This window comes from Evansella halocellulosilytica, assembly GCF_002335745.1.
Taxonomy (GTDB): Bacteria; Bacillota; Bacilli; order Bacillales; family Salisediminibacteriaceae; genus Bacillus_CA; species Bacillus_CA halocellulosilytica.
Window position 1 is genome coordinate 1,730,145 of record NZ_NIST01000001.1, and the last position, 12,919, is coordinate 1,743,063.

The window sequence follows — 12,919 nt, forward strand, 5'->3', positions numbered from 1 at the left end:
GACAGGTGGGCGGGATGGTGTTCTATACTGTGCCCTGTGGACGAATTGTACATTGTGAAAAACTATACAAACATAATGTTGATATTGTTAGAAAAGAAACAAAAATTGGACTTTTCTAACTTTTAGAAAACGTGTTCAAATTTTATTAATATATGATTATAATGAGTGACGTCGGTTCATTTAAAGAACTTGGCCTGATTTTTCAGAACATTTATCATATTAGTTTAATTTATGAAATGGAAGGGGTTTTCAAAGGTGGGAGAAAAACGTAAGGGCTTTTTTCAACGTTTTTTAGATGGCGTTGAGAAACTTGGAAATAAATTACCTCACCCGGTTACACTATTTGCGATATTAGCATTAGCTGTAATTGTGATCTCCGGTATTGTTTCAGCGATGGGAGTTAGCGTGGAACATCCAGGAGAAGAAGGGACAATGGTTGAGGTTACCAGCTTAATGAGTGCTGAAGGAGTCGAATATATATTTACGAGTATGGTCGATAACTTTATTGGATTCGCTCCGTTAGGCGTTGTACTTGCTACGATGCTCGGGATTGGACTAGCTGAGCGCACTGGACTCATTAGTGCATGTTTACGCGGCTTTGTTTTGAATATTCCGAAAAGACTTATTACAGCAGGTTTAGTGTTTGCAGGTATTATGTCAAGTGTTGCTTCTGATGCTGGTTATGTTGTGCTACCTCCTTTAGGAGCTGTCATCTTCGCAGCATTAGGACGTCACCCATTAGCAGGTCTTGCTGCTGCATTCGCAGGTGTTTCTGCTGGATTTAGTGCGAACTTGTTTTTATCAGCAACGGATCCTATGCTTGGTGAGTTAACGATCGAAGCTGCAGCTACGATTGATCCAGCATATGCTGAAGGTATGAACATCGCAATGAACTACTATTTCATCATTGCATCTGTGTTCGTTTTAACTTTTGTCGGTGCTTGGGTTACTGAAAAAATCGTTGAGCCTCGTCTAGGAGAATATAAAGGTGATTACCGAGAAAACTTAAATGGGCTTGAAGCGTCTGAAAAGAAAGGTCTTCTATGGGCAGGAATTGCACTATTCATTGGTGTCGTTTTAACAGCATTGCTCATTGTCCCATCAGGTGCACCATTACGTGGAGATGAAGGCGAGATTATCCAATCTCCATTCATGAGCTCTTTAGTTCCAATAATCGCACTATTGTTCTTTATCCCAGGTCTTGCATACGGAATTGCTACGAAGAATATTCGTAATGATAAAGATGTTGCGAACCAGCTTTCTGATACGATGGCGTCTATGGGAATGTTCATTGTCCTTGCATTTACAGCAGGTCAATTCGTTGCATTCTTTGCTGAAACAAACATGGGTCTTGTAATCGGTGTTTACGGTGCAGAATTCTTAGACAGCATTAATTTATCAGGAATTCCGCTCATCATAGGTTTTATTATTGTTGCAGGGTTCATTAACCTGTTTATCGGAAGTGCCTCTGCAAAGTGGGCAATGATGGCTCCAGTGTTCGTTCCGATCATGATGTATCTTGGATACTCACCGGAAATGACACAAATGGCATACCGTATTGCCGATTCAACAACAAATATCATTACACCGTTAATGACGTATTTTGCAATCATCATTGCTTTCGCACAAAAATATGATAAGAAAATGGGTATCGGTACATTAATTTCTGTTATGTTCCCATTCTCAATTGCATTTACGATCATTTGGACATTAATGCTCATCATTTGGATGATGTTCGGAATTGATCTAGGACCAGGATCACCGATCTACTACGAAGGATAATATTAACCCTCGGGCAAAATAGCGCCCTCACCTAACCCATCGTGCTCATGAAGCACATGAACAGGTGAGGGCTTTTTACTTGCGCAAAGAAATAGCAAAAACACAGAGAAGTACCAAAACCTAGTCCACAAAAACATTTATAACCAACCACCAAGGAGCTCCCCAAAAAATAAATATACAAAATGATGAATAAAGGTGCCTGGCACATGGATATAATTGGAATTTTGATTTATATTTTGGATGGTGTATTTGCTGAGAATTATGCGTTGCCCTATGAACCGTCTGACTGTATATGAATATTTATATTGCATAAGGGAAAAAAGGGTGAGGCAACGTTGGCAATTTTAGTAACTGGTGCAGCTGGGTTTATTGGGATGCATGTTGTAGACAGGCTCCTTCATGAAGGGTATCCTGTCATTGGTGCAGATGTGCTAAACGACTATTATGATGTCTCTCTAAAAGAAGCCCGGCTTTCAAAATTATTAAGACATGAAAACTTTACTTTTTACAAAACTGATTTGTCAGAAGAGGAACAAACGAAAAAGCTTTTTTCACAATATGATTTTGAACAAGTGATACATTTAGCTGCTCAGGCGGGTGTACGCTATAGTTTACAAAATCCTCATTCGTATATTCAATCGAATATTGTAGCCTTTATGAATATATTGGAGGCGTGCAGGTATCATCCTGTCTCTCATCTCATATATGCATCGTCGAGCTCTGTTTATGGAGCAAATGAGAAAAGACCTTATTCTACTAGTGATCATGTCGATCATCCAATCAGTTTATACGCGGCAACGAAAAAAGCGAACGAGCTGATGGCACACACTTACAGCCATTTATACAAAATTCCTACGACAGGCTTACGTTTTTTCACAGTATATGGACCTTATGGACGTCCAGATATGGCCTACTTTTCGTTTACAAAAAAATTATTTGAACGAAAACCGATTCAAGTATTTAATTATGGAAAAATGGAACGCGACTTTACGTATATTGATGACATTGTTGAAGGGATCCACAAGTTAATTTGGCTGCCACCTAAGGACGGTTCAGAGCAAAAACAAGGGCAAGCCTCATCACTTTATAAGCTCTATAACATCGGGAACAACAAGCCGGTCAGTTTAATGGATTTTATATACACGTTAGAAAAGTATACCGGTGAGCAGGCAATCATCGAGTACTTGCCAATTCAGCCAGGTGACGTGAAAGCAACTTATGCTGATATTGACGATCTCACGAAGGCAACCGGCTTTAAACCAATAACATCGATTGAAGAAGGCTTAAAAAAGTTCGTTCAGTGGTATAAAGAATACTATAATAAGTAACCAAAAATAATACGACCTAATAATGTCCAAATGAAGCCTATTTAACACTAACTCAACACTAATTCAACATTAATTCAACACAAAATAAACACTCTGTAAATCACGAATCCAGACAAACATCGAATAAAAACTGAATAAATACCATACCAAACCCAAAATTAATTACCAAAAAAAACCATGTGCCAGGCACATGGGGAATTATGGAACTTCCCTTTGCGGTGGGGTATAATTTTAGAGAGCGGGTTAGTCTATGGAAGGTTTATGGTAAGCGAACATGGGAGGAGATCTTCATGAGCATTGAAGACTTAAAAGAGTTGATGGCAGATATTAAATCGAAGAGTGAAGAAAGACCGGAAATGTGTACAGAAGAAGCGATGAACATGATCAATAAAAAACTATTATCAAAATTTAATCAAACAGATAACTAGATCTAAAAATCGTCCAATCATCTAAGGTCGATCGTACAACTATTGACTTCTCCAAACTGCCTAACACGATAATACGAAATCGACAAAAAAGAAGACAACTGCTTTCACATTGAATCGGTTGTCTTTTTAACGCTTTTTTACCGACACGACATCACGCTATGTAATAAAAAACCCCCTCTCGTTTATATTATAGAAGTGGCTGCGAAACCAACTTCATATAACGAGAGGAGATACGTTTATTTGAGCAGCAACCATCATAAACTCATTTATTCGCCGAGTTTATTAATCGTTATTCAACGCCAACAGCAATTTCCAACAGTTCTTCTTTTGCGAGATCATCTGAAAATGACGTAATCTCAATCGTCAAATCATTTTTGTTAAATGATAAACTACGAATGTCAGCCATCTCATAATATTGTCCCTCGGTACCGTTCACGTTCACTTCTTGGCTGCCCTCTGGAACAGGCGGGTTCGCACTGTCGTTTAGAATATTAATTAAATACTCTTCACCTTTATCATTTTCGAAAACAAAGAAACTGCTCTGTTCACCAAAATGACTTCCTTCAACAAACTCAAAGTTTTCCGGCAGAACGGTAAAATCCGGGAAGTCGTATACTGCCGATTCCTCAAGCTCCTCGAGAGTATCAAATTCTTTAAAGTCTGAATCCCAATCAACGATAGAAGCACCTGCAGGTAATTCAAACTCGAACAAAGCTGGGTCTAAATCGACATTATATTCAATCGATGTATATTCAAGAGTCATATCAAATTCATCACTTGAAGATACCATTTTCAAAGGTAAATACGTTTCTTTGTCAATCCAAATCTCATAGTTTTCAATGACGTCAGTATAATCTTCATCATGATAGTCAATCGTCAAATGAAACGTATCTCTGCCTGCAACCGTATCCTGGCCATTAATGATGATGTCATGATTTTCAAACATATACGTTAACATATCACGCATCATTTCACTTTCATCCGGCACTTCACCTTCACCCACGTTATTATCAAACCTCATCGCTTCTTGTGTACTAGGGTCATATGTCCAAGACTCACTGTCGTTCGAAATATACAGCGTTCCATCATCCATCTCTTGACGATGAGAGGATGGCTTCTGATTGTATTCAATATAGCTGCTGTCTTCTTCAAAACCATTCATACTAAAAGTTGACGTCACTTCAGCGTAATAGGAGTCAATGTTTTCCTGAGCTTCAATTGCACGTTCGATCATCACTTCTGGATCGTCCATCGAACATGCGGCCAGAATAAGAGTACCAGAGCCTGCGGCAGCTAATAACAGCTTTTTCATTAAATTTCCTCCTTCTTTATTTAACTAATTCACAACTTTTATCGTACGTCGAGAACCACTGTTCTTTGAAAAACTGAAATTGAGCCTCGATTTTATTATGACGAAATTCCTCTAGTTGATGTATAGACATTCTTTAACCTTTTAATGAGTAAAAATCAATGCCTATTTTTCATTATAGTAAAAATAAGTCCAAGAAACCATAGAAAGACGACAGGAACTTCCTGCCGCCCTACTATTTTGCATCATATTCTTTTTTAGCATGTCGTAAATAATAAATAAATGCTGCGCCACGAAGAATACCTTCCAGCCCGTTACGGTCTAATAAATCTGCGCCAGCCTTTGCACGGTCCGCTTTGTCAGAAGTGACGCGAACGAGTGAGGACGTTAAGTGATGAGCGGATTCCCCAGTATCGTGAATGATGTTAAACAGCGGATCTAATTTTCCGATTTTATCGTTCAAATCAACCAATGTGTCGTTCGTGTTATGTAGAAATAACTTCGTTTCACCCGTAATGTCCTCGATACTGTTTTTCGTGACGATAAGCGTATCTGCTGTCTGATCGAGTGTCGTCGTTAATTTTTTCAAAACAGGAATTAAAAAATAAACAAGAACAGCAAACCCTAATGAAAAAATAAACACACCTATTCCTAACCAAATCATTACTGCATCACCCCGAGATTTATTATTGTTCACATTCCTGAAAAAATGGTTTGATCATTCATTTACCCGTTTGTTATTATTGTAAACCTTTGTCAACCTTTTGTGGAGAATGAAGTCAGTTATTGTTTGATTTTTTTGTGAAAAAATGCATTTACATGTCCGCCAAACAAGAGTGAAAATCCGATCAAGTAAAACCAGATCATTAAAATGATTACACTGCTTAAACTTCCATGTAAAAAGGTGAAGTTTCCGATATTCCTGACGTAAAAAGAAAGTCCCCATGTTGCTATCTGGATAATGAAAGTTGTTACAATGGCACCCATCCAAACGTTGCGAAACGTTAAAGATACATTCGGAGCCCATCGAAACAGAATAAGACTAATGACATATAAAGAAGCAATCGTCAAAACCCATAATGTTACTTCCCATGAGAATATCGATTGTCTAGGGATGTCGTAGAGCTGGATGACATATTCATCAATGCTTACGATAAAAATGGGGAGTGTTAATTGAATGATCATAATGAACAAGGCGAACAAGGCAAAAACGATTGTAAGTCCACGAATATGGAAAAATGATCTCGTCTCCTCGACACCATAAGTTTTATTAATGGAGCGAATGGTCGCGTGTATGCTGTTGCTCGTTGCGAAAAGTGTAATAATAATCCCAAGTGAAAACAGTCCGCTCTGTTGTTGATTAGACAATTCGGTCACGTTCTGTTCAATTAATTGCCCAACGGTAGGCGGAGCTTGTGTTATGACATATTGAACAAACCTTGATGACTCCAATGGAACATAGCGGAGGAGCGTAACGACAAATAGTAAAAACGGGAAAAACATCATAAAGAAGTAAAATGCCAGCTGAGCGGCATCATCGATCAAGCTTTGATCTTTCAAGTGAAAGGCAAAAGATTTCGCACGACGAATAGCGGGCATGTCAATATTCCCCTTTTGGATATAGTCTTTTATATCGTGTCCAACTAAGCCTCGAAATAATAAGGACAAACGAAACCCGAACACCAAAATAAAAATCTTACAAAAGTGCCAGGCACCTGGAATTGAATTTCCAGGTGCCTGGCACTTTACAAAAATCACCATTAATATAAATGGTTTTTATATGTTTCTTGTAAATCTTTATTTAGCGCATCTTCTGAGAGGTCTGTGAGGCTCGCATGATCTTTCAGCATTCTCCCTGCCGAAGCTAAATTTTCGGTGGATGGCCACTTTTCCGGTTCCCACAATTTTGACCGTTTGAAAGCTTTCGCACAATGGATGAATGCTTCTTCGATCGTCACTGCAATTCCAAGAAGAGGTGGCTTTCCTTGTACTGTCATTTGGTCGAGGATGTCTTGATCTTTAATAATGCACGCTTTCCCGTTGACTCTCAATGTTTCTCCAATACCAGGGATGAAAAATAGTAAGCCGACTGATGGATTCTCAATGATATTTTTTAATGAATCGACTCGCTTGTTACCAGGACGTTCTGGAATGACGAGTCGTTTTTCATCTAACACTTGAACGAAGCCAGAATGGTCCCCGCGCGGAGAACTGTCACAAGCTCCGTTAGCGTCTGACGTGGATAAAACAAGAAAAGGGGAAGAAGCAATAAACTGCTGGCAATGAACATCTAACGTATGAATGACTTTCTTTTTTACTAAATTGCTAGGTTCACCGACGTAACTTGTTAATTGGTCGTGAGATGTGATCACATCTGAAAAAGGTGTCTTCATATTGCTTAAATTCCTTTCTTCGGTCGAAATAATGATCTGCCAAAAGCTGTGCAATTTCTAGTAAGTGCTCTTTCTCAGAAATATCTTCTTCTAAGAGCGGCAAGCGAATTTGCTCAAGTTCTTGAAATAACTGGTCAATTTCATTTAAATAAACGACCTGTTGTGATTTCCTCTTTTGAAAAAATGTGCCGTCAACATGATCAGGCAAAACTTTGTTTACTATGATGCCTAACACCGGGATTTGGTGCTGCTCTAACGTTTGGATGCCACGTTTAGCCTCTTGAATCGGAAGGCGTTCCGGATTCATCACGAATAAAAAGCCGGTTTGCTCTCGGTCTAGCAAAATGTCTCTCACTTTACTAAATTTTTCGCGTCGTTCTTGTAATGTTTGAAAAATCGGGTCATCGACAGGCTCGCCATCGTTTAACAACTGTGTATAATGTTCATTCGTCTGTTTTCTTCGATCGAGCATTCCGTCCATCCATACTCCCATTACTTCCGGAAGCGTTAAAAGCCGCAACGTGTGCCCAGTCGGGGCTGTATCAAAAATAAGTAAGTCATACTTCGGAAGCTCTTCTAAAACGAGTGAAGTAATTTTGTCGAAAAGGGCAGCTTCATCAGCCCCAGGGCTCGTTTTGGCCATGTCAATCTGGCGGTGGACTTCCTCAATCATCGTCGCTTTTACTTGCCCCTCCAAATTTCTTTTTACTTGGGCAATATAATTGTCCGTTTCTTTTTCTGGATCAATTTCCATCACATACAGATCTTTGGCGACTTCTTTCGGTTTTCCGCCGATCGAAACGTGAAACAAATCACTTAAGTTATGTGCTGGATCAGTCGAAACGAGTAAAACGCGTTTCTTTTTTTTACTAGCAGCTAAACCGAGTGCTGATGCCGATGTCGATTTTCCGACTCCACCTTTTCCACCGATAAAAATAACTTTTTTCTGTTCGATGTCGTTTCTCATTTTTCCCTCCATTAATAATGACATTTCCACATATAGCTGTAGGTAAAGCGTAACTTAACAGCAGCGGAATCCGGTCACAGGTGATTTATCCATTCCCATGCGCAAATGCCATTCATGGAACCTTTCGAGCATATGAGGGTAAAGCTCTAACGTGTAAAAAAATGCAGGGTTTGGAATCCCGAGCATATCTGAATATAACAATAGCATGAACAAGTCATCTTCGTCACGAAGTTCACGAGCAATTTCCATTCGGTGACCTTGGCGTAATATTTGATCGTACAGCTCAAAAAATTTCTTTATGTTCATCCCATGGCCTCCTTTTTAAACTAATTCCTAAAGAGGATATTGAAAAAGTCCGGAAAAAATAGCTTTCGTTTCTCTGCGTTGACTCGTTTCTCTCCGCTACTCAAAACTTCGCCGCTTTGATCTTTGTCTTCCCTTTTGAACTATTTCTTAAAGATAACATTCGACTGACACAACTAAAATCCTTTCATGAAAGAGCAGAAGGTGCAGAAGAAAACGAAACAGCCAGCTCACTTCCACTTCAAACTCAATACAAATCCCCATCCCATCCCATCTCATCCCAACCCAATCCTAACTCTAATTCTAACCCTAATCTTAATTCCAATTTTATCCATGTGCCTGGCACCTGGATGGAATTGGAATTAACATGGGCGATAGCGGGGCAATGGTCTGTAACGGTGTTTATTGGTTGCAAACTTTTCATTTTGAATTTTTGGCAGACATTGAATCTTTACATCGTGAATTTAACACATTATTAGAGTGTTCGAGGACATCCAGTTCGTTATTGGCTGAAAATCATCAGAAATGATCGCTATTAACACATCATAGCGGATCACATGTCCAGCAGATTGCAAAAGCCACCGTTTTTGAGAGTAATAACGAATCCAGTGTCCGCATCCGTAACTACACAGCATCTACAGATACACAAGACCCCCGCAGCGTCACCCTCAGCTGTAGCAAAAGAAAAGTGAACAGCCGCGGCTGTTCACTGTCGATGGCTTTTCTCAGTTACATCGAAATATCTTCGTCTTCTGACTTGTGGCGTTTATTGTTACTCAAGCTAGCAAAAGCTTCAAGAATAATCCACACTGCAAATGCTAAAATGATCGCACCGAGGAGGAAGAGTAAGAGATTCATCTCGGTGTCGCCGAGTCCGGACCATTCAAAGATCACTTGCTGCCCCATCGCCCACAACGTCATTATCATTAAGAATCCCATCGGAATCAAAGTGACAAGATAATTTCTGCCTTGACGTTTTAACCAAATCGTAATGAGAAGAAGTGTAATACCGGCTAAAAGTTGGTTGGACGTACCGAATAACGGCCATAAAACGTATCCACCAGATCCAAATCCTTGTGGACCTTCAGGAAGCAAGACAAGCGCTGCACTCGACACAACAGCAACTGTCGTAGCGACATGGATTTTAGTTAGAGGTCTCACTTTATACTCTTTTCCAAGCTCAGAAATAATGTAGCGCATGAGTCGAACCGATGTATCGAGCGTCGTTGCGGCAAAACTGACGACGATGACCGCGACAATCGTATTCGCAATGTCTGCAGGAATGAAAATTCCCGTTGCAAGCTGTCCAGCACCTTGAATGAAGGAGCCAAGACCTTCACCGCTTGCGTTATCAAAACTGCTATATACTCCTAAAAAGTCACCTGAAGAATTAAACAATGTGACAACTGCGATAATAGCAGCAAGAGCTAAAAGACCTTCACCGACAGCTCCTAAGTAACCGACAAAGCGAGCATCCGTTTCTTTGTTCAGCTGCTTACTCGAAGTTCCTGAAGCAACAAGACCGTGGAAGCCAGATATCGCTCCACAAGCAATCGTAATGAATAGGAGCGGGAACCATGGTGTGTCTGCGGCTGAGTTCGTTGCGGGTGCTGTGATTTCTGGATTTGAGAAAAATAAGCCTAAGTAAAGAATGAGCAAACCGACGACTAGCTGGTGTGAATTAATGTAATCACGCGGCTGGAGCAATCTCCACACAGGTAAAGTAGAAGCAATATATACGTAAATCATTAAGATGATAATCCATACAAAGAATGAGAACGCAACACCATTTAACCCGAAGGCAACAATGTTTTCTTCACCGCCAAAATACCTCGGTAAATCAATTTGCAATGCGGGCACTCTTGAGGCAACGATTGCTGCAATGTACATCGTTGCAAGAGCCGCTAATGATGGTAGGAGCATGCCACCTTTTTTTCGATAAACGATTGTTCCAATCCAAATCGCAAGTGGAATTTGAATAAATACTGATAACACGGAAGCAGGAAACGTAATAAATAAGTTTGAAATTACCCACGCAAATACCGCGTTAACCATCAGAACGAGGATTAAAATTATAAATAAAAACAATATTTTTGCGCGCTGCCCAATTAACTTATTTGCTAACGTACCGACTGACTGGCCTTTGTTTCTCACCGATAAAACTAAAGCACCAAAGTCATGTACACCAGCTGCGAAGATCGTTCCAGCAACGACCCAAATAAACGCTGGGAGCCATCCCCAATAAACAGCGATCGCGGGACCGAGGATAGGCGCAGCACCGGCGACTGATGTAAAGTGGTGTCCCCAAAGAACAAACTTATTTGTCGGAACGAAATCGACGCCATCTTTAAACTTGTGTGCAGGGGTTGTATAGTTAGGGTCTAAGCGGTAAATTTTTTCTGCGACAAATTTAGAATAATAACGATAGCCTAAATAAAAGGCAAACATACCGATTAAAGCTAGAAGAATTGCATTCATTTCAACTTCCCCTTTCTATATAGTTTGAAAATTCAGTATTATTATGACACTTTGTTTCTATAAAGTTAAAATAGGTAAAAACCCCAAAAGTGCCAATAATTAAAGCGTTTTCATAACTATTCTCATCCATACTTGTTTATACTCAAAATTTTAAAAATACAGAAAAATGATATAATGTTACTGAAATAACATTCGAACAAAAACGTGCCTGGCACCTGGAAGTTGTTTTCCAGGTGCCAGGCACGCTCTAAAGCTATAAGTGTAACTATGATTCTTAAAGGGGTGTCGTGTTTGCAGAAAGAAGAACAATTAGAAAAGGTGATGTTTATACCCGGGATCATCATTAGTTATGTCGTATTAGGGATGTTTTTTAATGCTTTACCTGAATATCTTCAATCACCATCATTCTCAATCGTTCAAATCATTCTCTTCGTGGTTGCTGCTCTTATCTTTTCAATAGTTTTTGCGAAATGGTCAAGCCCGTGGTTAATTAACAATCGACCGCTCATGTTGTTTTCATTTTTCCTCATGTTTTTCATCGTTTTTAATTGGACGTTTAATTGGCTGGAAACACTTATTTACAAATATTCTATCCCAATCTTACCGATGTTTTATTACATCATGACATTTGGAATAGCCATTTATTTATCAATCTACTTATCAAAACTTGCAGCCAATCACTTCAGCGGTAGAAAAGAGAGTAATAGTACCGCTAAGAGATAAGTTTGCTCCCCATAGGAAATATTTAACAAGTGCCAGGCACCTGGAAAAAACCTGGAAATTATATGGGGATGATATGGAAATGATATAGGGATAGTTTAGAAATAGTGTGGGGATAATGCAGGAACTCGATTCCAGGTGCCTGGTGTTATATCGCTTGGAGTTCTTTGTATCGAGAGGAGACGGTTGCTGAAGAGACGTTATACTTTTCAGCTGCAGCTTTTTGGCTTAATGTCGTCCATTGACTAGGCTGCTTTGTCATCCAATATTCAAGAGCTGCTGCAAATACTTCCGGTTTTTGGATTCGCGGTCGTTTTTCTGCTACGTACTTTGCCCATATTTCTCTCGCTTCGATAATGATATCATATGAATAATCGGCAAGACGAACCGCTGACTGCAATTGAGTCCAGACGTTAGCAGCAGAAGCAGCAAGTTCATTAGCCTCTGAGTCGTTCACTTTTTTTAAAGAAATCATCGCTAATATTCCAAGGATCGATGGGAAGTTTCGTGTGAAAAACGGCTGTGGCGCCAGCTTTTCATCGTTAAAACCTTCATACAGCTTCGTCCACTCTCCCATAAATGCAGCTTCAAGCCTTTTCGGTAGAACGACAACGTCGCTTCCAATGACAGGTCCTGTCGGAGTAGGGTATACAAAACCAACGACTAAGTCACCTTCATGTAGCTGTTCGACGACCCCTGTTGATTCAGGGAAAATTGCACTTCCTTCAAGTACATCCTTTAAGACAGCTTTACCATGTTCTTTTTTCTTAACAAAGATAAGCCGTGGTTGTAGCTGTTTCCACTCATTTAGAATATGTTGGAATCCGTTCGAATAACGGTCATAGTGTTCAGTGATAAACCGTTTCAAAACAGCTTGTCCATCTGCCACACCTTCATCATTAAAAACAATCCAATGGAATAATAGCTGGGACAATGCTTTTGAATCCGGTTTTTGCAAGCGGCGAAACGTGTTCGAATATTGTTCATAAACAGGTTGGAGCGTCTCATCGTAACTTTTACTGAAATCAAAAATTCGCGGGAGAAGCTCCTGGAAATCCTTTGAATCCTGCGGTGATAAATTGCCCACCTTGTTTTGTTTATTTAAACAACATTTCTTATATTTCTTACCGCTGCCACAAGGGCATGCTTCATTACGTCCTATTGTTGCCATACTTTCACCTCAATCAAAAAATCACATCTTCTATCATATC

At 39.7% G+C, this 12,919-nt stretch carries 12 protein-coding genes; 4 read left to right on the forward strand and 8 right to left on the reverse strand.

Going from position 1 to position 12,919, the window contains the following annotated elements; translation table 11 throughout:
* Nucleotides 1-255 precede the first annotated feature (255 nt).
* The 3 genes from CD001_RS08255 to CD001_RS26335 all read left to right on the forward strand — a co-directional run bounded on the left by CD001_RS08255 (nt 256) and on the right by CD001_RS26335 (nt 3,538).
* Nucleotides 256-1,782, forward strand: a complete 1,527-nt coding sequence (locus CD001_RS08255; protein WP_096187042.1) for an AbgT family transporter — start codon at nt 256-258, stop codon at nt 1,780-1,782.
* 335 nt (nt 1,783-2,117) lie between these two features.
* Nucleotides 2,118-3,110, forward strand: a complete 993-nt coding sequence (locus CD001_RS08260; RefSeq protein ID WP_096187043.1) for an NAD-dependent epimerase — start codon at nt 2,118-2,120, stop codon at nt 3,108-3,110.
* Between the two features lie 290 nt (nt 3,111-3,400).
* Entirely contained in the window at nt 3,401-3,538 is a 138-nt protein-coding gene (locus CD001_RS26335) for a hypothetical protein (RefSeq protein WP_179298661.1), read from the forward strand.
* Between the two features lie 289 nt (nt 3,539-3,827).
* Here CD001_RS26335 and CD001_RS08265 read toward each other — a convergent pair whose 3' ends face one another.
* The 7 genes from CD001_RS08265 to CD001_RS08295 all read right to left on the reverse strand — a co-directional run bounded on the left by CD001_RS08265 (nt 3,828) and on the right by CD001_RS08295 (nt 10,988).
* A complete protein-coding gene (locus CD001_RS08265; RefSeq protein ID WP_096187044.1) occupies nt 3,828-4,850 on the reverse strand; it encodes an outer membrane lipoprotein-sorting protein in 1,023 nt (340 codons plus the stop codon).
* Between the two features lie 232 nt (nt 4,851-5,082).
* Entirely contained in the window at nt 5,083-5,511 is a 429-nt protein-coding gene (locus CD001_RS08270; protein WP_096187045.1) for a DUF948 domain-containing protein, read from the reverse strand.
* Nucleotides 5,512-5,630: 119 nt separating this feature from the next.
* Nucleotides 5,631-6,446, reverse strand: coding sequence for a YihY/virulence factor BrkB family protein (locus tag CD001_RS08275; protein ID WP_179298662.1), 816 nt, complete (start codon nt 6,444-6,446; stop codon nt 5,631-5,633).
* Between the two features lie 161 nt (nt 6,447-6,607).
* Nucleotides 6,608-7,240 (reverse strand): pyridoxamine 5'-phosphate oxidase family protein, encoded by a 633-nt coding sequence (locus CD001_RS08280; protein WP_096187047.1) that lies wholly within the window; start codon nt 7,238-7,240, stop codon nt 6,608-6,610.
* Nucleotides 7,179-8,207 carry an ArsA family ATPase gene (locus CD001_RS08285; RefSeq protein WP_096187048.1) on the reverse strand — a complete coding sequence of 343 codons (1,029 nt, stop codon included), beginning with the start codon at nt 8,205-8,207 and terminating at the stop codon, nt 7,179-7,181. Before CD001_RS08285 ends, CD001_RS08280 begins: the two co-directional genes overlap by 62 nt.
* Nucleotides 8,208-8,261: 54 nt before the next feature.
* On the reverse strand, nt 8,262-8,513 hold the full coding sequence (locus tag CD001_RS08290) for a cory-CC-star protein (RefSeq protein ID WP_096187049.1): 252 nt from the start codon (nt 8,511-8,513) through the stop codon (nt 8,262-8,264).
* A 726-nt stretch (nt 8,514-9,239) separates the two neighbouring features.
* Nucleotides 9,240-10,988 (reverse strand): carbon starvation CstA family protein, encoded by a 1,749-nt coding sequence (locus CD001_RS08295; protein ID WP_096187050.1) that lies wholly within the window; start codon nt 10,986-10,988, stop codon nt 9,240-9,242.
* 291 nt (nt 10,989-11,279) lie between these two features.
* On the opposite strand from CD001_RS08295, the gene CD001_RS08300 reads away from it, so the two are divergent.
* Nucleotides 11,280-11,711, forward strand: coding sequence for a hypothetical protein (locus CD001_RS08300; RefSeq protein WP_096187051.1), 432 nt, complete (start codon nt 11,280-11,282; stop codon nt 11,709-11,711).
* Between the two features lie 145 nt (nt 11,712-11,856).
* Here the strand turns inward: CD001_RS08300 and CD001_RS08305 are convergent, their stop codons facing one another.
* A complete protein-coding gene (locus tag CD001_RS08305; protein WP_096187052.1) occupies nt 11,857-12,879 on the reverse strand; it encodes a YecA family protein in 1,023 nt (340 codons plus the stop codon).
* Nucleotides 12,880-12,919: the final 40 nt, after the last annotated feature.